Genomic DNA, 18,191 nt, shown 5'->3' with positions numbered 1-18,191 from the left:
CATGCGGCGACCCGTCATTAGTCCCTCCCAGCTACCTCTGCCACCAGCGGGACTTTCTTCTAACGACGGGTTCGGTCGTTCGGTATAGAGCAGCGAATCCCTGGGCCCCACCCTGTTCTTCGGCTGCCATGAATTTCCTGAACGTCTGTTGTGCCTGCGAAATATAACTTGACGTGGCCCCAATCGTAACCCTCTCCATCAAGTCGCACATCGGAGCTACCAGAGGCGAGTACTGGCTGCATGGAAACCCGATTACCTCAAGAGCAGCGGCGGCCATGGCTCGTCCCAAGTGGTATGAGCAGAAGCGTTCCGATGGAAGCATCAGGCACAGGAGCCGCTGCACGTTGAAGGCGTTGCCGCGAGTGCGATCGTCGATTCCTTTCCACTCGTTCAATCCATACCGATTCCAAGTCGATTCGATGGCAGCGTCAAACAAGCGGCCATCAATGATTGGGATTTTCGGTTGGCCGGGGCAACGCGCTTCATTATCCCGATCCACTATGAGGTTTGGGGATATGAAGTCGAATGACCCCCATTCGGGATAAGACATTTCTCTTCTCCCTGCTGGGTTGAGGTGGGCCCTGTCGATAGGCGGTCTGCGGGGCCGCTAGGCAGGTGGCGGAACGGAGGTTCAGGCACTGCCTCTTAATCTACGAAGTAGAATCCTCTTGGCCACTCCCCCCAATCGGATGATTCAATACCGTTCCGGTAAGACCCTTGGAATGCGGAGGCTCCATCGCTAATCACAATGGACACCGTTCCGCCGTCTTGCAGCGTAATCTCTCCTGCGTGAACTCCGGCGGTACAAATCGATGAGTCGTCGGTGTACCTGTCGGTTCCCCACGCGCTCGCCGCAGTTCCCGAGGGTGGGCATTTGAAGGAGAACTTCTTCCCGATCTGATCGCTGTAGTCACTTGCAGTCTGAGACCAGGAGATTGTGGGAATGTAGGGGCGGCGCTCCGAGTCCGCTGTCAGTATTTGGAAGCTCCCGTCCCACTCGGAGTTCCAATCCTGCGACTCTACGCCATTCCTGGCGCTCCCCGAGTACTGGGCCTGCCCTTCGCGGAGGATTATGGTTACCTTCCCGCCCTCCTCGAAGGAGATGGTCCCGGCGTGAACTGCCGCCGAGCATATAGATGAGTCATCTGTGTAGACTTCGGTTCCGTAGACCGTTTCAGGGGTCCCATTGGAAGGGCACAAGAATGTGAGCTTTTGCCCTCTCGGGTTATCTCTGTAGTCTGTCGCAGTCGTTGACCAGGAGATTTGCTGGTCTGTGCTGTGCGGAGTGTCGGGTGGGTTAGTTGGCACAGATGGATTCGGCGAGCTCGGTGTCTCGTCTCCCTGTTGGGTGGCGACGAGAAGCAAGCCACCAGTCAGGAGAACCGCAGCTGAAACAACCAGTATCAGCCACACTCTTACCGGCTTCCGCCTCTCACCTTGAGGGGGATGCCGTCTTCCTGACGAGTGTCGGAGGTGGCTGACTCTCAGCCCGACCTGTTCTCGGATCCTGTCGAGAGGAGTGTGCATTGAACTCTCCGCTCAACTCGCGTCTCAGCGGCGTGATCGCGTCGTTGCGCTACAGACTAATCCGAAGTCGCGCCATCGCCGGGCGAGGAGATGTCGGAGTCGATTGTGTGAACGTCAGTGACAATCGATCCATCGTCCTGGTCATCTGATGGGGGCGAGTTTGTATCGTGCGCTTCAGATTTCTGGTGGCGTAGCTTGGTGAGAAAATCAGCGAAGGCTGTCCCCTCTTCAGTGGTTAGCGGTGGCGTTCTGTTCGTGCCGCACACTGGACAGTCCGGATTAGGTTGTACGCGCACCCAGACGCTTTGCGGCGCGTGCTGATGACTCATACCGTCAAACAGTTTCGGGAAGAACTCCCAATTGGGGACGGTCGATATGAGGCCCAGCGTGCGGTTCTGGGATACCAGCGGCTTGAGATGGGCCCCCGCCGGGGAGTCCGGGCCGGCTAGCAGTCCGATGGAGGCCATAGCGGCTACCTCGGTGACCATGTGGATTGCCGGGCCGAGGGCCGCCTCACCAACAAGCCGTCCGTGCAGGCCATAGTCGCGGTCCGGGCGATACCCAGTGATTGAGCTACGCTCACCGACCGCACACGACCAACACGCGGTATTCGCGGCGGGGACGCTGATCACGACTTCGCCCGCCGCGGCCGCCTTGTACAGCGCGCAAGCGACGAGAGGTATACCAGCGGCGTACGCGTGGTGGGCAAGCAACGCTTGCTCACCCATGTCGTCGGTGGCCCCGACGACAAGGTCGACCTCATCCAGCAGCGCGCGCAGGTCGAGCGCGCCGAGCGCCTCAGCGTGTCCGGCGACGCGAACGGAGGGGTCGACCGCGCGCAGCCGCCGAGCGAGCGCGTCCGGCTTCGCGGTGCCCACGTCTGCGGCGGCGTATACGGTCCGAGCCAGGTTCGGCGGGTCGACGACGTCCGGGTCGATGACGGTGAATGCGCCGACGCCGCAGCGCACCATGTCTTCGGCGATCCGACTGCCAACTGACCCAGCCCCTGCGAGGAGTACTCGGCGCTCGGCCAGCGTGCCGACGAGGGGCCACACACGATCTGTGGCCCCGTCAAGGTGGCGTCCCGCGGCAGCACGGGCGAGGGCGGCAAGCTGTGGGGCAGCCGGGGCGGTCGGATCCCAGGGAGAGGGCAGCGACAGTAGCGACGGCTCATCGCCGTCACTGCTGTCCGTTGAGATGACGGCAAGCGGTCCGACCTGGGGGTAGTCGGGATCGATGAACAACGCAGCGGGGCGCTCCGCCGGCAGCGGGACGACCAGCCGCGGTCGCCGGTTCACCCGGACCACCGTGGGGAGTGGCGTTTCTTGCGGCTTGCGCCGATGCAGCTGGGGCGACAGCCACGTACGCACGTCGGTCGCCGAGGGCAGGGCGACGCCGCCAAAGGAAAGGTCGGCCGCAAGGGGAACGACCTCGCCACGCGCTGGTATCAGCTGGGGCGCACCGTCGTCGGCCTGGCGCAGCACGTGCAGCGACATCCGGTGCTGGCCGCCGACTGGTAGGTCGTCCGCGCGCGGTGGCCCCACGGTGACGACCGCGATCACCAGAGCGTCCAGGTGCGAGTTGCGAGCAAGTGTTTTTCCCGTGGTCGACACGTCCGGGGCAGAGGGGTCGGGGACTCCATCCGGGTGGGTGTGCACGGTGCCAGCAAACGTTCCATGGGCTGCTGCCTCGAGCCTGGCAATTGTTTGCGAGAGCTCGCCGCTGATGTACCAGCTGGCTCCCGTGTACTGGCCGTGGCTGTCCTCGACGAGCAGGTACAGGAGATCGCCAACAGCCAGCAGTGCCCCACCGCGCTCGGGAGGAACACTGGCGAGGCGAGTGGAGATCGCGTCGAGAGCGCTGTCGGTGAAGCGGAGAACCGGCGCAGTCGTCCGCACAGCGTGCCGCTCGGCGGCGATGGCGCTCACCGGCTGAATCCTGGGTCAAGCCCGCACAGCTTGCAGGCGGTGTAGTACATCCACTTCGCCGCCTGGGTGCGTACTGCAGCAAGATCGGCGGCAGGCTCTCCCATCGGGCCGCAGATGATCGGGATTCTCTGTCCGCCGAGGTATATGTCGATCATGTGGGGCAGGTGGCCGTACTCGCTGTCCATGTCCGGATGCAGCACGGAGATCCGGTAGAGCCCCCCATCGGCGGGCGAGCGGAAGGCGAAGAATGAAAACCGGGGCAGGCCCTTGAAGGGTGGTGAGAGCCGGAAGACCCAGCCAGCCATCAGATCGGAGGTGACCGGCTCCCACTCTTCGACATTGTGCGGGTCAAGCTGGCGCAGCAGCCCGACGTCTACGGCAGTGGGGCCAGGGTTCACCGCAGCCATGACCCCCCGCTCCACCTGCGCCAAGGGTTGCGGCGGCTGCTTCGGCTCGACAACCACGAGCTGGCCACCGGGACGCAACTCGACTTCGGCACCGCCTGCGCGGCCATCCTCCCCCGCGCGCAGATGCTTCAAGACGTCCTCCCAGGCGGCACCCGCCATTCTCCCTCGGGACAGCTTCGTCAGGGGGGTGGACTCGGCCGGGCCGTTGTCCGACGTAGGGCCGGCGGGGTAGAGGCGCCCGTCTCGGGCCTCGAGGTCTACGTACACCACCTGACCGGTCTCAGGGTCACGCACGGGGGTCAGTGGTATCGGTTCTCGGGTTCCCATACAAGGCTCCTGCCTGCGCGTCCCCCGCTGGGCGCCCGATGCGGCCACGGAAACGCTGCTCTGTACAGCACCGTAAGTTGTGACAAACCTCTCAATCAAGACTATCTCTGCATCAAGCGCAAACGGAACGCAGTCCGGTCCCTGGTCAGGTCCTTCGCACACCGCAGTGATTCGCAACGGGCGCACCTGCGGAAGTCCTCGCGTCACCCCGGTGACCAGCCGCAGTTGCGGGAGCGGGCAGCTCGTACCTGCCGAGCCGCTGCGCCTTGGGGACGACCCACGCCCGCGAGGACTCGACGTACGCCTCGACGTCGCTGAGCGCGTCTGCGGCGACATAGAACGTCTGCGGCCGCTCCGACCGGGTCACCGCCGCAGCCACCTTGCTCTGGTAGTACCGGCCACCGCCGATCCGCCGTACCGTTAGCGCGAACGTCAGCAGCGATCCGCCCTCGCCCCGCCGCAGCCCGGAGGACGTCAGCAGCCGTACGAAGGCCACGTTCCGGTCCTCCAACCGTCCCACCCAGCCCGGCTGCGGCGCACCGCCCCTCGTGTGTCCGCGCAGGCCGACATTGATCCACCTCCGCCGCGTCCGCGGCGTCAGCCAGTGCACATGCTCGGCCGGACGTCCTTCGGCGTCGCCTCCGGTACAGAGATCACCTCACTGTTGCGGCTCATGAACTGCCGCATGGCGGGGGACTCCGCACCCGGTAGCCCTCACGGACTGTCCGTCGGAACAGGCTGGCGAACGCGGACAGTTCCCGGGACCACTTCGTTCCGCCGACCCGGTTCGGATTTCTCTCAGCTCGCCGGCGCACAAGAACGTCAACAGTAGGGTGATGTCTGTGGCGTAGTTGCGGCGGATCTCCTCCTCGAAGCCGAAAACCACCTGCCGGCTCTCCAGACGTCGCCACGTACACCCTGCCAGTCAGGGCACGGGCTTCGGGCCGCGCCCCGTCCACCCGGACGCCCGTGGTGAGGTCTGATCGCAGCCGTCAACCCGTACGCGAAGCTCTACGATTCGGGTACTCGTGTACGGGTTCCGGTGTCCTGGCGTCCAGGATTGCTGGAACCTGCGCGCCTGCAGCTGCGACGCTCGGTAGCGGGAACACCGCCTCACGAACCGACGGAGGTAGCGCCGGACGCCGTCCCCGTGCATGGCGCGAAGGCCGTGTCTCGCTCGGCATGTTGGCTGTTGGTCAGACATGGGACTGAACCGCTGGCGATGGATCGTTCCGGATGGTCTTTGGGAGATCGCCCGGCCCCTGCTGCCTCCGCCAATCTTGCGTGTTCAGGGCGGTGTAACGCAGAACGTCGCCGATGAGGACGTGTTCGCCGCGATTGTCTATGTGCTGACCAGCGGGTGTCCGTGGCGTCGCCTGCCGAGTTGCTTCGGGATGTCGAAGTCCACCGCGCATCGTCGGTTCCGGATCTGGTCCCGTACTGGGGCATGGGACCAGATCCATCAGACCGTGCTCGACAGCACAGACGTCAGGCACTTGGCCGGCCTCACACGGACACTGCTCGACGCCGCTCGTGCGCGAGCGGACGAGCGGACGAATTCTCTGACCCCTGCCCCCGGGGGTAGAGCGCACCCGACACCGAACTGCCCATCGTGTCCTCTGCAACTGGGCTGTCCATCATCCCCGGCGCTGGCTTCGACGTCCGGGAGCGGCCCGGGTTCACCGTGCTCCGGAGCACCTGCGAACTGCTGATGGTCACCTGGCTCGCGCAGAACGCCGGCGAGAACCGCGCGCCGCCGAAGAAGTCGAGAAGCGTGTTGAGACGCTGCGGTCAGGTGGCTCCCGGCGGACTTGGGCGCCGTTCGAACGGCCCGTGACGCGACCCCGGAACTCCCTCAGTACTACAGGCAGTACTGGCCCACCCAGGGCAAGAAAGCACTTGGCCATCCGAGACAGGAGTGCGATGTCTCAACGCCACGAGGGGCTGCCCGAATCTTGGGGCAGCCCTCGGCGTTTGCATCGATTGGATTGTCAGCGAGCGGCCAGGTGGTTGGCGAGGCGCAGCGCGTCGGTGGCCACGGACAGAGCGGCGTGAAGGCCGAAGACCTCGTACACCGTGGGGTGTACGACGTGGGTCCAGTCGCCGTGAAGGCCCGGCCAGTTGGCGAGGAGGACATCCCCCGAGGTCAGTCCGAGGTGGGCGGAAACATCCATTCCGTCACCGAGGCCGGGCTTCCAGCTCAGCAGGATGGAGCCGGGGTGTAGCCGGCCGGGCTTCGCGTTGGATATCCACACCGTGTGGATCGGTTGGGCGGGACGCGGAGGCACGCGGCGCAGGAGGGCGCCGCGTACGGATCGTGGCATCGGGTGACGGACCAGGTCACCGAGGACCAAATGAGGCGAGGAGCCGGTCGACGACGGGGGCTGCGCACGGGGGCGGCAGGTCATACGTCGGACCAGTCCAACTGGTTGCGGACGGCGCGCGGCAGCACGCCCTCCTGGCCGTTCTCGGCGATGTAGACGGCTCCGTTCGATCCGGTGATCTCCACGATGCGGCCGATGCGGTGGGCTTGCGGCCAGTCCGGGTTGATGGCGAAGTACGCGGGCAGGTCGGGATCGAAGGTTTGGAGCTGATGGACCAGCTGGCCAACGGTCATCTCGTAGGGCAAGACAGCCTCCTGAGTGGTGAGGGTGTGCGAAGTGGGGCGTGGCGGGCGGTATCAGACGTCCGCGTCGAGTCGAAGCAGTTCGCGCAGCACGGCGGGGCCGTTCGGCGGCGCGGCGGACTCTGCTCGCTGCTGTGCGGCGCGATGCCGCCTGCCGTCTTCGGCGGCGTAGTTCTTCGTGGACGAGCGGCTGCTCGTCCACGCGGTGCAGCTGCACGATGCGATGAAGTGGTCGCGTCCCGTGCAACCTTCGGTGAGTGGTTTACGGCTTCTGGTGTGCTGGTGTTCCGAGGGGCAGACGGTGTTGTCGGCGTGATACGAGGTCACGGTGATCGAGTGGCGGGGCATGAGGTGAGCTCCGGATGAGGGTCGGGCCTGGCCTGCGGTGGCTGACGGGCGGTGTCAGACGCACGTGCAGTAACGGGCGGGAACGGCGATCAAAGCGGCGAGGAACCCGGCGACGGCCTGTGCCGGGGTGTCCGGCCCGAGGGCCTGGTGCCAGGCCGTGGTGCCGTCCTTGGCCGTGACGTGGATGTGCCACAGCTCGCCGCGCGCCGCCTCCCGGCTTTCGGGGAGGAAGCCCACATACACACGCCGATCGGGGCTGGAGCAGTGGACGTTGCAGTCCAGATCGGTGACGACGTCCCATCCCTGGTCCTTGAGGAGGTCGGTGACGGGTCTTGCACAGTGGCATTCGAGGAGCCACTCACGCTCGCCGAGGGCGGGAAGAGAAAGTTCGGTGGGGGGTTGGAACGAGGTGGTGGCGGTGAGCGTCACGAGCAGAGAACCCTTCGTTGACCTGCGGTTTTTCCGGGCTCCCGTACGTTGACATGGTCTTGGGTGGGCTCTCCAGTCATTGCCCGAGGGTGTGTGTCTGCCGTGGGCGAACTGGCTGCGGATGCGACGGCTGATGTCCGTCCAAGACGGAATGAATCGGCCGCTCCCTCAGCTGTTGCGGGAGCGGCCGTTCGTAGAGCCGGGCGGAGACCGGGGGAGGAGCTGGCTTGGGCGGCGAGGAGATCCGCGCGTACGACGAGTCCGTCGATGACGTCGAGGCGGCGTCGTTGGGCAGGTCCCGGATGGCTGATGGGCGACGGGTCGAGCTGACCGTGGAGGAGCTGGCGCGGCTTATGGATGCCGAGACCGATAGAGCGCTGTGAGCGGACCCGCATGAATGGGCCGGCATCGGCTAACGCCGCGCAGGGCGAACCCTGTTGCGTGGAGCGCCGGGGTACACCGGGACCTCGGCGCTCGGCGGCGAGGCCATCGTTGGTTCGCGACGACGGCTGGCTACCCGCTATTGGAGGCTTGAGTTGCCTTGTGCAGGGGTGGTGTTGCCCATGGCGGGGGTCGCTCCCGTTGTGTCGGCAGTCGGCCTGTCCGGCGGTGGAGTCCCCGTGTACGGGCCCGCGTCATGTTCTGCTCAGTGGTCGCGAACGGTGTCACCGTCGTGCTTGGCGGTGAACCGAGCGTCGTCAGGGTCACCTTCCTCACCGGTTCGCCATACGCACAAGCGGGCTCCGCTGCGGGCGAGGGAGTGGTCGAGACGTTCACCGAGTATCTGGTCGGCGACACTGGCGGCGGACTCGGTGGCGCAGAGGGTTCCGGACTCGATTGGTTCCCACGTGTTGTCGCCGGTCGCGCGGTACATGGTCCATACCGCGTCCCACGGGTTGTTACGCAGGATCCTGTGAACGTACGACGCGGTCACGCCTAGCTCCGCAGCGATCTCGGCGGCCGTCCACCCATCGACACGAGCTCCGACGATCACGCTCGGTAGGGCGCCCTCGACGGCCTTCGCGGTGCGGCGGATGACACCAGCCTCGGTGAGGGAGAGGGACGGACCGACCCGCTTGGCGAGGGCGGCGCGCGCCGTGGCGGTGGTCGCTCGGGTGTACTCCTGGGCGAGGCGTTCGAGGCCGGACGATTCGGCTGGCTCGTACTGGCGCTGCTCGGCCTCGCGCTCCTTCTCGAACTGGTCGAAAGCGGCAAGCAGTTGGGTGCGCAGCCTCCCTACGGCCGTCTCGTCGGGCAGCTCGTTCCTCATGGTTCCTGCTCCTGGTGACGCGGTCGGGTCCAGTCTCAGGCGAGGCTGGGTGGGGCGGTCAGGCGGCGAACAACGCGTTTTGCTTGTGCGGGAGTGGCACGGGGTCTAGGGCGACCTGCTCGGTGCGCGCGATCCGGGCGGCGGAGGTCGACCAACAGCGGGGCATGATCCTCGTCGGCGGGGAGCGCCGTCACGACCACGGGGAAGAACTCGACGAACATCGGGCGCCCCTCGGTAAGGGCGTTTGCGCGGGCGCCCTCGCGTGGTGGGTCAGTCGCGGGCGTCGAGGACGTGGGCGCGGGCGGCGAGGGCGGCCGTCTCGACGAACCGCCACTCGCCGTCGAGGTCGTCGAACCCACCCCCCTCGGCCCTCGCGACGGACACCTCGACGGGGCGACCAGGGTAGATGTGGGCGCGTACCTCCCCGTTCTCGAACAGTACGGCGTACCCCTCGGTAGGCCAGGCGCAGACCCACCCGTCGGCGGCCACCTGTGGGTACTCCTCGGCCTCGCGCTCCTCGCGAGGGTCTAGGAACGAGTTGGAGTGGGGCGGCATGAACGTGATCAGGCGGGTGGGGCGCAATTTCTCGACGGCGAGGGCGAACGCGTTGTCGCGGGTCGAGGCGCCCGCGAGCAGGCAGTCGCGGCTCGGCAGGGCCGGGCCCTCGGTCGGGACTTTGGCGACGGCCCAATCCTCGTCAACGGCCTTGTCCGTGGTGTTGAACACGGCGTACTCGGCACCGTCGAACTGGAACGTGGATCGGCCCTTGTCGTCGGCGTCGGAGAGCTGAGGCTCGGCGGCCGCCTCGCGACGGTGCTCGCCGTCGCACTTCTCGCCGCGCTCGGCGCAATCGCACGGGCACCCGCAGTCCTCGACGGCCTGCACGAAGAAGACGAACACGTCGATGTGGTGCTCGCCGACGATCTCGGCATCGTCGAGGATGTCGAGGAACGCGTCAAACGGGCTCGGATCCTCGACGTCCTCGGCGACGGCTTCGACGTCGGCGCGCAACCACTCGCGGGCCTCGTCGAGGGTGCCGATGCACTCGACGCGGTACTCGACGTCGAGGCCGATCTCGCGGTTTCCGACGTGGTACCGCGTGCGCTCTGTGCTCGTCACAGGAGGGCGCTCCCTTGGTCTGGCCGGGTGGAGTCCGGCGCCGCGGCTCTCAGGATAGGCGGAATGAACTCAGTACACAAATTCGATTGTACTGAGTCCTCTCCGGTGTGGGGGCGGTGATTTCGACCCTGTGCGGACGGCGGATGCTCGGCTGACATCCAGCGGGGTCGGTACCGGCGGTGTGGCCGGCATGGAGCGGGAGAACACTGAGGCGGCTCGCAGGCCGGCCGTGTCCACCGCCGCCGACGAGCTTCCTTGCTGGGCGCTGCGGTCATCGGCGCCGGGGTGCGCGGACGGGAAGGGTGGCGCCAGGGCCGACTGCCGTCGCCATCGCTGAGGCACGCACGACGGCCCGGGGAATGCTGGTGCGAGCGCGGGCGGCAGCGGCTCGGCGGACATCCAGTGGAGTCGGTACCGGCGGTGTGACTGGAGTGATCTGGGCCGCCCCGTGGTTTCGGGACGGGACCTCGGGCGCGTACCGCAGCACGGGTGCCGGGTCGGCAAGGCGCGCGGTGGTCGCCGCGATCAGATGGATGGGCGTGCGGGAGGTGAAGGAGGCGTACCAGCGTGAGCTGTAACCATCCTGGCCACCCCACAGAAGCCATCGGTGCGTGTCGGTGTGCAGCTCAGCCCCCGAGTCGGGGAGCCGGCGCGAGTAGGTGAGCCCGGCAAGCTGGTCGGGGGCGGTGCACAGGGTCGCGGCCCACGTGTCCGTGCGCTTCCACCCTGCTCGCGTCAGAGGCCGCAGGGCCTGGTCGACCGGATGAGCCGTACCGGACAGGTAGTCGTCCGGCCCCTTCGTGTAACTGCTGGCGAGGGCGGTGGTGAAGGCGGTCACGAGCTCGGTGGGGGTGGGCGTGTCGAAGGTGGCCATCCAGTGCGGAGGGCCGAAGGGATCGGCGTGGACGGCGACTTTCCACAGCGTTTTGTCCGCCCCCTCGGGCAGATAGCCGAGGCGGATGTGTCGCTGTGGAGAGGAGACGTACACGTTCGCCAGCTCGTCGTCGTGGAGGGCAAAGCCGTGGTCGAGGAGGGGTGCAAGGGCGGGGTCGCCGGTGAAGGTGCAGCCAGCGAGGTAGAGGGGGGAGACGTACAGGTCCCCGTCAGGGGCGGTGGTCGGCACGGTGGGACTCCAGGGCTGAGGGTGAGGGTTAGCGCTGCCGTCGGGAACCGGCGTGTCCGGCGAGCGAGATCGGCGCGGCCGGGGGCGGAGGTACGTGCGTCCCCTGGGCTTGGGTGCTGCGGGCGAGCGCCGCTGTGGCCCGCGCGTTGGGCCTGGCCGTTTCCGCGCGGGTGACCGAGACCAGTGAGCGGTGGCGGTCGGGAATGTGGTCCAGGGCGCGCGGCACGGGGGTGGGGTCCGTGAACACGGCGGTGGAGGCCGTAATGAGGTGCTGCGGGGTATACCGGCTGAAGAAGGCCTGCCAGCTCGGCGTGTACACCGGGTCGGTGCCGGCGGACATGCGCCACGTCGACTTCTCGGGCGTGAGCAGCTCGTCGTACTCGGGCAGCCAGCCGACGCCCATCTGGTAGGCGGCGTGGCCGTCGGGCGAGACCGTACGGAACGGCCGGGAGCCGTGTACCGGCTCCCACCGGTGCCGCGCGGTCAGGGACGCGGGGCTGGTGCCCGTGAAGTGCCGGCCGCCGCTGAGGTAGTCGGCGAAGTTGTTGTGCAGTCCGTCGACGAGGGGCTTGGTGAAGGCGGCCACGATCTCGTGGGGTGTGTTCCGGTCGAACGTGGTGATCCAGTCGGGGACGCCGAGTGGGTCCTCGGCGTAGGCGATGGTCCACCCGCCGTAGAAGCTCTCCATGGGGTTGGCGACGCGTACGCGCTGGCACGGGCTGGTGTAGTAGGTGTCGGTGCCGAAGGCGATGGTCTTGGTCCAACTGGGAGCGAGATCAAGGGCGTTGAAGATGCTGCGGCTGTCGCCAGGGCCGGCGAGGTAGCCGGGGCTGACCAGGACATCCGCATGCGGGTCGGGGGCGAGGGGATCCGGGCTGGGCATGAGAGGGCCTTCGGGTGGTGGGGCACGGCCGGTTGAGCGGCTCGTATGGGGGCACGAGGGCGCGGTCGCGCGGCGGAATCTGGCTGTCGGCACTGGAGTCACCTGGTCCGGGACGGATGGGAGCGTGCGGTGACGTACGCCGGGACGCGCGGCTGAGGGGCGACGACGTGCGAGAACAGCTCGGAAGAAGCCGCAGGACTGCGGCGCACGGCCGCGCCCGCCCGTACGGCCTGCTGAGCTGTCGCGCCGTGCTGGTCCGGGCGAGTCGCCGCTGCGTGTGCCTTGCGGGCGAACTCCGCGAGCTCGGCGTACACGGGCGTGAGTCCGCGGGCCGCGGACGTCAGGGTGTACTCGGAGCCTCGGCCGGAGAAGGGGCTCGTGCGGGTGACGAGCTGGTCGGTCTGGAGCTGCGTGATGCGGTAGTGGAAGGAGCCGGTGGCGAGCGCGGCTTCGTCTCGGAGCGCACCGTTGGGAAGAGGGCCGTACTGCGCGAGGGCACGGAGGAGTGGGATCGTGCCCTTCCCGCGTAGCCGGCCGAGTGCGTCTTCCGAGCGTTCCGCCTCAGCGAGCGACGCCGTGCCGTCAGCGAGGTGGGTACGGTGCCAGGCCGAGAGCGCACGGTGGACGTGTCGCGTGTCGCGGCCGAGCGGCGTGAGGTCGTACACCCCGAACTGAGGCCGGTCCAGGAGACCGCTCCTCTGCATGCGGCGCATGATCTGGGCCATGGCATGGACGCCTACCCACGGAAGCGTGGAGTTGATATCCGCAAGGCGCATGGGGCCGTGGTGATGGATGGTCTGCAGGGTCCAGGTGGTCCAACGGGGCGAGAGACGGGTGACGGCCTGGTCAACGAGTTCGGTGTGACGGGTGGCGGAGGGAGAGAGGTCGGGCACTGTGTGGTTCTCCGGAGGGTGGTTGAGCGCCGTCAGCGGGACCGCGCGGCGCGTTCCGACGTGGTGCGGTTCGTGGCGGTGGTCGTTGCCGCGGGGTGCTGGGTAGCGGTGACTGGTTGCCCGCCGCGGTGCTGAGGAGAGCGGGCCCTGGCGGCTTGGGCACGCCGGTCGTGCGGGGACGTGGCGGTGGCTGCCCGTTCGCGCTCCAACCGAAGGGCCGCGGTGCGGTAGGCGGCCTGGTCCTGGCGCTCGCCGACCGCGAGGAGGTAGATCTCCCGTTTGTGCTGGGAGGAGGCGGGAGCGTCCCGGTACTGGATGACCAGCCGCCAGCGGGTTTCCGGGTCGACGTAGACCTTGTGGCAGCCCGCCAGTTCGCGCTGGAGGGCGGCGCCGCGTTCATTGCCGTGGACCAGGTGCTGCAGTTCGAGCAGGGCCAGGTCGCGGATGTTCTCCGGTACGGCGCGCAGGTCGGCGAGGGCCTCGGGATGGGCGGCGAACGCGTACCGTGCCCGGCTCATCGTGCGCTCCCACGGGAGTGAGTCGGGGCAGGTCCTGCTGCTGACCGCGGCGGCGATACGGGTGCCGGAGCCACGGCGAGGCCGTTGCCCGTGACCGTGGAGCGAGCGCGGGCGGCTGTCGCCCGGCGGCCGACGGCGCCTGGTGGATCAGGTGCCAGGGGGAGCGGCGACTCCCGCTCCACAGCCCACGTATCGGCCTCTTCGGCGCTGGTGAAGGCGCCTTCCCGCACGGTGTACGAGCGCAGATCCTTGGTCGTCTCTTCGAGGAAGAGGCGATACGGCGCATCCGCGGAGTCGGGGTGGCTGTCGTGGACGAGGGTGCGGACTTCGACGCCGATGTCGAAGGAGCACGGGTTGTCGGTGTAGTGGTCGAGGACCTCGTACCGGTTGCCGGGGTTGGTCCGGAGCAGGTCCTCAAGGCGTGCCGTGACCGCGTCGGCGGGACGGGGCCCGTGGTGGTGGGATCCCTCGGCGGCTTCCCGCGGGCAGCCCCGGCGGATCAGCCAGTTCTGCGCCAGCGGAACGACGGGGTGGCGCTCGGACGTGAAGTCGAACGTGCGCTGCTCGACGTCGCGACTGATGTGCAGCGTGACGTACTCCGCCGTCCCCGGGATGTCCCAGATCGCGGACCGGTCGTACAGCAGTTGGTAGCTGTCGCGGCCATCGGCGCTGTGGTGTTCGGAGAAGGGGACGAACAGGTCGTCCGAGAGCGTGACGGAGAAGAAGTCGTCCTCAATTTTCTCGGTGGCCGCTTGGAAGCCGTCGAGTCGGTAGTCCGGCGTAGGGGGTTCGTACGCGTGGGCCATCTCAGACTCCGGCGGGCTCGGGGGAGGCCAGCAGCCGGTGGTGGGGTCGGGCCGCACTGGTGGTGCAGGCACCGAACGGCCCGTCCGGAGTGCGGAGTTGGAGCAGGGCCGGGTCGAGGTGGTCGCGGTGCCAGGTGGAGGGACCGGTGAGGCCGGCCTGGACGTCGGTGAGTTGCTGCCAGGCGAGCCAGAGGGCGTGCAGCCGGGCGACGGCCTCGGGGTGCTCCTTCCACTGCCGGCACCACGGGCGGCCGGTGGTGATCTCCCGTCCGTAGACCGGCAGGAGCAGGTTGTGCACCCAGTTGGTCAGCGCGGCCAGTTCTTCGGCGTACGCCGTGGCGCCGAGCGCCAGGATGAAGACGGAGGCCGGCCCGTCGTTGGCATTGCCTTCGGCCGGGGCGGAGGCTGATGCCGGGCTGTCAGGGTGCACGGGATCGGCCGGTTCGCCGTCTTCCTGGGACGGCTGGTCGTCGGTGAGTCGGGCGAGGGTCTCGCCCTGCTTGCGGCTCTCGGCGACGAGCCGGGTGACCGTGGCGACGAGGTCGTCCAGGTCGTGGTCCGGTATGCGCACCGGCTCGCTCTCGTGGGCGGGTTCGGACATGGCTACCCCTGGTGCGAGTTCTGGTGGGTGGGGTGTCGAGGTTCCGGAGAAGCGGGGGTTTGGCTCGGCCGGGAAACGGGTGTAGAAGGCGCGGGTCAGCGCGGCGCGCGATGGCGGCATGCGGTCCTGGGCGGGGCCAGGATCTGCAGGGCGCGGGCGGCCTGCTGGGGCACAACTCCGTTGCCCAGAGCGGTCAGTTGGGCGGGGCGTCCCAGCCCAGGTGTGCCGGTCACCCAGCCAGGAGGAAGGCCCTGCATCCACTCCACGAACCGCAGACTGAGGCGGCCGGCGTCGTCGGTTGGCCGAGGTGCGGGACGGGTGGCGCGTTCCCAGCGGGTGATCGCGGCGGCGTACGGCCCCCAGATCTCGGCCCGTCCTGCACGGCCGACGGATCCCCGAACAGCGGCAGCGACTGCGTGCGCGGGGTCCTGCTCGTGGCGTCCTTCCGCCGCCCTGTCGTGCGTGTGGGCGTGGCATCCGGGGTGGGCCGCGGGCGTGCTGCCGCCGAGGGCAGGGTCAAGTCCCCATTGCCGTGGCGCTGGTTGGGCGAGTCCTTGGTGCGGTCGGAGGCCTTCGGGGTGGGCAGGAGCCATTCGACCTCGTCCGCCAGGTTCGGGCCGTGGCCGCCCTGCTTGCGTTTCGCCGGGTGCTGGCTGCCACCGTTGGCCCCCAGGTTGCTGGTCGGGGTCTTGAGCAGCGGTGATCCGCCCGGATGGCCAGGCGGCGAGAAAGATCCGCTCTCGGTGGTGCGGGGCTCCGACGGCGGAGGCGCGAAGCACGCACCAGCGCGCATCGAACCGGATGTCGGCCAGGGAGCCGAGTACGGCACCGAGTGCGCGCACAGGAGGCTGGCCTGCGGTGTCTCCCAGACACCACGGGCAGAGTTCCACGTCGCCAGGGGAACCGGCGGGCGAGGTGAGGAGCCCTCGGACATTCTCGATCACCACCAGGCAGGGGTTGAGGGCTTCGATGGCACGGACGACGTGGTGCCACAGACCGGACCGGGTGCCATCAGCCAGTCCGGCCCGGCGGCCGGCGACCGAAACGTCTTTGGCACGGGAAGCCGGCCGTCACGACACACACCTCCGGGACCTCGGCCCAGTTCACGGCCGTGATGTCGCCGAGATTGGGCACGGTGGGCCAGTGGCGGGCCAGGATCCGGGCGGCACCCGGATCGACCTCGGCGTGCCAGGCGAGCGTGCCTCCGAGGGCGGCCTGGACACCGAGGTCCAGGCCGCCGTAGCCGGAGCACAGGCTCCCGATCAACGGCGGCACAGCCACCGAGGCCAGGTCAGCGGCCATGGCGGGGCGCCGGAGTGTAGGCGAGCCGGACCGGACCCGGAGCGGGCGGCTCCGCGGGCAGGCGGTAAATCGAGTTCGTCGGCCGTGCCGACCGGCTCAACGCCGCGAGCACGCGCGGTGGCGTGCCGTCCAGCCGGTCCGCCGCGCCCCGCAAGGTCTCGCTCACCTCTTGGAGATCGTCGCGTACGAGCTCCATCCGCTCCTGGACGACGCGGAACGCCGCCGCACGGGCGTCGCGCAGATCCGCCGAGTCGGGGGCCTCGGCGAAGCGGCGCAGGAAGCCGAACTGGGCATACGCCTCGGTGTAGTTCTCCATCGCGCGTCCCGCGGGCGCCGCTGCCGAGGTGTACGCGTCGATGACCGGCCCGAAGTCGAGCCCGGGGTCCTCGTCGACGGCCCGGAAGAGGACCTCGTCTGACAGTTCCTTGACCAGCCCCGTCAGCGTGGCCAGTTGCTGGGACGCGGTGACGAGATCGAGGAGATCGCTCGGGACTTGGGGGACGCTGATCTGAGCGCGCAGCTGGTCGAACTCCCGGGCAACGGCGTACAGCTCGTCCTTCTCCAGGCCGGCGCGACCGGTGTGATCTGTCATGACGGGCTCCGGCGGGTGGCACGGTCGGGGGCAGGAGAGCGCGGGGCTGCGGTGGTTGCCGGGGCCGAGGCGGTGGTGGCGTGGGGGCGGCTGCGGGATCGGGCCGCGTCGATGCGAGTCTCCGGCGGGGTGGCGGCCGCCAGGCTGCCTGTACGGGGTGGCGCGGGCTCGGTGCCGGAGGCGGTTCGTAGGCGGCGCCGGACCTCGTCCAGCGGGCCCAGGGCGTGCAGGGCGTAGCCGATCAGCCGTCCCGGGGCCAGGGACTCGTCGTCGGCCAGTGCCCGCACCTGCCGGGCGGAGGCCGCGGCCGTGCGGACGAGCGAGGCCTGGACGACCTGTTCGCCGAAGTGCTCGGCCACACCGGAGAAGGACAGCGGATCGCAGACACGCAGGACGCGTTCGCCGTCGAGAGTCCCGTCGGACAGCGCACCCCGGCGCTGCGTTTCCCACAGCACGGTCAGCTGATCGATGGGTTCGCCCCGGTGATGCAGGGCGCCCAGGGCGCGGTAGATCTGCTGATGGCCGATGTCCGCGAAGTCGCCGGGACGCAGCCAGTCGACGACGTTGAGCAGCTGCTCGGGCCTGGCGCTGATGCAGCCGAGGAGGAACTCTTCGTCGGCGAGGACCTGTTCGTCGACCGACTGTGGCTGCTGCGAGGTCGGCGTGATCGAGGCCGGGGGCGTTAGCGGTCGTGGCTCGGTGCCCCACCGGTGGGCGAGATCGGCGAGGACCTCGGTCAGGATCTGGGCGTGGCGGACCGTCTCTTCGACTCCGCCGCGGACGGCGTCGGCACGCGCCGCTTGGTGGAGGCGGATCGCGTGTTGGGTGACGCCGCGGTGGATGGCGCCCTCCAGGACCATCCGCCCGTAGACGGGCGCATGGGTGGGCCGCGGACACGCGGAGATCAAGGAGTGGGCGTACGACGCGGTGAGCCCACGGGTCCGGGTGCTGGCCTCCCGCACGGTGTCCGTCACCCAGGACAGCGGGATCGGGTCTCCGCTCTTCCCCATTGTGGCCGGGTGGCCGTCGGCGCGGAGCTTGAGCATCGCGGCGTAGAGAGCGGCGTGTGCCGGACGGGAGAAGTGTTCGGACCGCAGCCAGGGCGAGAGATGGTCGAGCTGAGTGGGGTCGAGGAAGACCGAACCCAGGACCGCCTGCTCGGCCTGGACGAGCGGCGTCACCGCCGGTCCTTCCGCGCGACCGTGCGCTCGGTGCGCAGCTTCGCGACGGCACGGTCGGCGGCGGCCATGTCGGCGGCGAAGAGGTCCAGTTCGCCGGTGAAGACGGGGTCCGAGGCGGAAATGGTGCCGGTCGGGGCGACCAGCCACCATGCGCCGCCGCGGCGTACGGCGGGAGTGCCGGCAAGCCGCTCGGACGGGCGGACGGATGCCCAGGTCGGTACGGGGTGGGACATGGGGGCACCTCAAGAAGAACTAAGGGGAGGGTGAGCAGCGGCTCGGGGACGCGATGGGGTCGTAAATCCGCGCGTCTC

General features: G+C 68.5%; 24 protein-coding genes. 3 read left to right on the top strand and 21 right to left on the bottom strand.

Going from position 1 to position 18,191, the window contains the following annotated elements; translation table 11 throughout:
* Nucleotides 1-645: 645 nt before the first annotated feature.
* The 4 genes from ACH5AF_RS16325 to ACH5AF_RS16310 form a co-directional block, all read right to left on the bottom strand.
* Nucleotides 646-1,413, bottom strand: a complete 768-nt coding sequence (locus tag ACH5AF_RS16325) for an LCCL domain-containing protein (protein ID WP_398902325.1) — start codon at nt 1,411-1,413, stop codon at nt 646-648.
* Between the two features lie 170 nt (nt 1,414-1,583).
* The gene (locus ACH5AF_RS16320; RefSeq protein WP_398902324.1) at nt 1,584-3,455 is read right to left on the bottom strand and encodes a HesA/MoeB/ThiF family protein; all 1,872 of its coding nucleotides are present in this window, start codon (nt 3,453-3,455) and stop codon (nt 1,584-1,586) included.
* Nucleotides 3,452-3,994: a hypothetical protein gene (locus ACH5AF_RS16315; protein WP_398902323.1), complete on the bottom strand. Its 543-nt coding sequence runs from the start codon at nt 3,992-3,994 to the stop codon at nt 3,452-3,454. Before ACH5AF_RS16315 ends, ACH5AF_RS16320 begins: the two co-directional genes overlap by 4 nt.
* Before the next feature lie 340 nt (nt 3,995-4,334).
* A complete protein-coding gene (locus ACH5AF_RS16310; RefSeq protein WP_398902322.1) occupies nt 4,335-4,685 on the bottom strand; it encodes a hypothetical protein in 351 nt (116 codons plus the stop codon).
* Nucleotides 4,686-5,343: 658 nt separating this feature from the next.
* Between ACH5AF_RS16310 and ACH5AF_RS16305 the strand changes: the two genes are divergently transcribed.
* The gene (locus ACH5AF_RS16305) at nt 5,344-5,901 is read left to right on the top strand and encodes a transposase (protein ID WP_398902321.1); all 558 of its coding nucleotides are present in this window, start codon (nt 5,344-5,346) and stop codon (nt 5,899-5,901) included.
* Nucleotides 5,802-6,026, top strand: coding sequence for a hypothetical protein (locus tag ACH5AF_RS16300; RefSeq protein WP_398902558.1), 225 nt, complete (start codon nt 5,802-5,804; stop codon nt 6,024-6,026). Before ACH5AF_RS16305 ends, ACH5AF_RS16300 begins: the two co-directional genes overlap by 100 nt.
* A gap of 154 nt (nt 6,027-6,180) precedes the next feature.
* Here the strand turns inward: ACH5AF_RS16300 and ACH5AF_RS16295 are convergent, their stop codons facing one another.
* The 4 genes from ACH5AF_RS16295 to ACH5AF_RS16280 all read right to left on the bottom strand — a co-directional run bounded on the left by ACH5AF_RS16295 (nt 6,181) and on the right by ACH5AF_RS16280 (nt 7,592).
* Nucleotides 6,181-6,513, bottom strand: coding sequence for an esterase (locus tag ACH5AF_RS16295; RefSeq protein ID WP_398902320.1), 333 nt, complete (start codon nt 6,511-6,513; stop codon nt 6,181-6,183).
* A gap of 80 nt (nt 6,514-6,593) precedes the next feature.
* Complete coding sequence (locus ACH5AF_RS16290; protein WP_398902319.1) at nt 6,594-6,818, bottom strand: hypothetical protein; 225 nt, start codon at nt 6,816-6,818, stop codon at nt 6,594-6,596.
* Nucleotides 6,819-6,869: 51 nt separating this feature from the next.
* Nucleotides 6,870-7,163, bottom strand: a complete 294-nt coding sequence (locus ACH5AF_RS16285; protein ID WP_398902318.1) for a hypothetical protein — start codon at nt 7,161-7,163, stop codon at nt 6,870-6,872.
* A 54-nt stretch (nt 7,164-7,217) separates the two neighbouring features.
* Nucleotides 7,218-7,592 carry a DUF317 domain-containing protein gene (locus ACH5AF_RS16280; protein WP_398902317.1) on the bottom strand — a complete coding sequence of 125 codons (375 nt, stop codon included), beginning with the start codon at nt 7,590-7,592 and terminating at the stop codon, nt 7,218-7,220.
* Nucleotides 7,593-7,819: 227 nt separating this feature from the next.
* Here ACH5AF_RS16280 and ACH5AF_RS16275 point away from each other — a divergent pair, with 227 nt between their 5' ends.
* Nucleotides 7,820-7,975: a hypothetical protein gene (locus ACH5AF_RS16275; RefSeq protein ID WP_398902316.1), complete on the top strand. Its 156-nt coding sequence runs from the start codon at nt 7,820-7,822 to the stop codon at nt 7,973-7,975.
* Between the two features lie 263 nt (nt 7,976-8,238).
* Here ACH5AF_RS16275 and ACH5AF_RS16270 read toward each other — a convergent pair whose 3' ends face one another.
* The 13 genes from ACH5AF_RS16270 to ACH5AF_RS16210 all read right to left on the bottom strand — a co-directional run bounded on the left by ACH5AF_RS16270 (nt 8,239) and on the right by ACH5AF_RS16210 (nt 18,113).
* On the bottom strand, nt 8,239-8,862 hold the full coding sequence (locus ACH5AF_RS16270) for a hypothetical protein (RefSeq protein ID WP_398902315.1): 624 nt from the start codon (nt 8,860-8,862) through the stop codon (nt 8,239-8,241).
* 270 nt (nt 8,863-9,132) lie between these two features.
* Nucleotides 9,133-9,981, bottom strand: coding sequence for a hypothetical protein (locus ACH5AF_RS16265; RefSeq protein ID WP_398902314.1), 849 nt, complete (start codon nt 9,979-9,981; stop codon nt 9,133-9,135).
* Between the two features lie 271 nt (nt 9,982-10,252).
* Nucleotides 10,253-11,104 carry a DUF317 domain-containing protein gene (locus ACH5AF_RS16260; protein ID WP_398902313.1) on the bottom strand — a complete coding sequence of 284 codons (852 nt, stop codon included), beginning with the start codon at nt 11,102-11,104 and terminating at the stop codon, nt 10,253-10,255.
* 28 nt (nt 11,105-11,132) lie between these two features.
* A complete protein-coding gene (locus tag ACH5AF_RS16255; RefSeq protein ID WP_398902312.1) occupies nt 11,133-11,987 on the bottom strand; it encodes a DUF317 domain-containing protein in 855 nt (284 codons plus the stop codon).
* A gap of 98 nt (nt 11,988-12,085) precedes the next feature.
* On the bottom strand, nt 12,086-12,880 hold the full coding sequence (locus tag ACH5AF_RS16250) for a winged helix-turn-helix transcriptional regulator (protein ID WP_398902311.1): 795 nt from the start codon (nt 12,878-12,880) through the stop codon (nt 12,086-12,088).
* A gap of 32 nt (nt 12,881-12,912) precedes the next feature.
* Nucleotides 12,913-13,398 (bottom strand): type II toxin-antitoxin system RelE/ParE family toxin, encoded by a 486-nt coding sequence (locus tag ACH5AF_RS16245; RefSeq protein ID WP_201053851.1) that lies wholly within the window; start codon nt 13,396-13,398, stop codon nt 12,913-12,915.
* Entirely contained in the window at nt 13,395-14,204 is an 810-nt protein-coding gene (locus ACH5AF_RS16240; RefSeq protein WP_398902310.1) for a hypothetical protein, read from the bottom strand. Before ACH5AF_RS16240 ends, ACH5AF_RS16245 begins: the two co-directional genes overlap by 4 nt.
* Before the next feature lies 1 nt (nt 14,205).
* Complete coding sequence (locus ACH5AF_RS16235; protein ID WP_398902309.1) at nt 14,206-14,805, bottom strand: DUF4913 domain-containing protein; 600 nt, start codon at nt 14,803-14,805, stop codon at nt 14,206-14,208.
* Nucleotides 14,806-14,900: 95 nt separating this feature from the next.
* Nucleotides 14,901-15,800 (bottom strand): DNA cytosine methyltransferase, encoded by a 900-nt coding sequence (locus ACH5AF_RS16230; protein ID WP_398902536.1) that lies wholly within the window; start codon nt 15,798-15,800, stop codon nt 14,901-14,903.
* Nucleotides 15,801-15,816: 16 nt separating this feature from the next.
* Nucleotides 15,817-16,107, bottom strand: coding sequence for a DNA cytosine methyltransferase (locus tag ACH5AF_RS16225; protein WP_398902308.1), 291 nt, complete (start codon nt 16,105-16,107; stop codon nt 15,817-15,819).
* Nucleotides 16,097-16,699, bottom strand: a complete 603-nt coding sequence (locus ACH5AF_RS16220) for a hypothetical protein (RefSeq protein WP_398902307.1) — start codon at nt 16,697-16,699, stop codon at nt 16,097-16,099. The genes ACH5AF_RS16225 and ACH5AF_RS16220 overlap by 11 nt, the downstream gene beginning before the upstream one ends.
* Entirely contained in the window at nt 16,696-17,880 is a 1,185-nt protein-coding gene (locus tag ACH5AF_RS16215; RefSeq protein ID WP_398902306.1) for a DnaB-like helicase N-terminal domain-containing protein, read from the bottom strand. The genes ACH5AF_RS16220 and ACH5AF_RS16215 overlap by 4 nt, the downstream gene beginning before the upstream one ends.
* Nucleotides 17,877-18,113, bottom strand: coding sequence for a hypothetical protein (locus ACH5AF_RS16210; protein WP_398902305.1), 237 nt, complete (start codon nt 18,111-18,113; stop codon nt 17,877-17,879). Before ACH5AF_RS16210 ends, ACH5AF_RS16215 begins: the two co-directional genes overlap by 4 nt.
* Nucleotides 18,114-18,191: the final 78 nt, after the last annotated feature.

This window comes from Streptomyces sp. NPDC018833, from assembly GCF_044390825.1.
Taxonomy (GTDB): domain Bacteria; phylum Actinomycetota; class Actinomycetes; order Streptomycetales; family Streptomycetaceae; genus Streptomyces.
The sequence above is the reverse complement of the archived record's forward strand: the minus strand, read 5'-3'. Positions and strand labels throughout refer to the sequence as shown.

Bases quoted from the DNA above. Each gene is read 5' to 3' on its own strand.
- ACH5AF_RS16305 (WP_398902321.1), top strand. From the start codon at position 5,344: ATGGCGCGAAGGCCGTGTCTCGCTCGGCATGTTGGCTGTTGGTCAGAC.
- ACH5AF_RS16295 (WP_398902320.1), bottom strand. From the start codon at position 6,513: ATGCCACGATCCGTACGCGGCGCCCTCCTGCGCCGCGTGCCTCCGCGT.
- ACH5AF_RS16285 (WP_398902318.1), bottom strand. From the start codon at position 7,163: ATGCCCCGCCACTCGATCACCGTGACCTCGTATCACGCCGACAACACC.
- ACH5AF_RS16270 (WP_398902315.1), bottom strand. From the start codon at position 8,862: ATGAGGAACGAGCTGCCCGACGAGACGGCCGTAGGGAGGCTGCGCACC.
- ACH5AF_RS16255 (WP_398902312.1), bottom strand. From the start codon at position 11,987: ATGCCCAGCCCGGATCCCCTCGCCCCCGACCCGCATGCGGATGTCCTG.
- ACH5AF_RS16245 (WP_201053851.1), bottom strand. From the start codon at position 13,398: ATGAGCCGGGCACGGTACGCGTTCGCCGCCCATCCCGAGGCCCTCGCC.
- ACH5AF_RS16240 (WP_398902310.1), bottom strand. From the start codon at position 14,204: ATGGCCCACGCGTACGAACCCCCTACGCCGGACTACCGACTCGACGGC.
- ACH5AF_RS16235 (WP_398902309.1), bottom strand. From the start codon at position 14,805: ATGTCCGAACCCGCCCACGAGAGCGAGCCGGTGCGCATACCGGACCAC.
- ACH5AF_RS16225 (WP_398902308.1), bottom strand. From the start codon at position 16,107: ATGGCCGCTGACCTGGCCTCGGTGGCTGTGCCGCCGTTGATCGGGAGC.
- ACH5AF_RS16220 (WP_398902307.1), bottom strand. From the start codon at position 16,699: ATGACAGATCACACCGGTCGCGCCGGCCTGGAGAAGGACGAGCTGTAC.
- ACH5AF_RS16210 (WP_398902305.1), bottom strand. From the start codon at position 18,113: ATGTCCCACCCCGTACCGACCTGGGCATCCGTCCGCCCGTCCGAGCGG.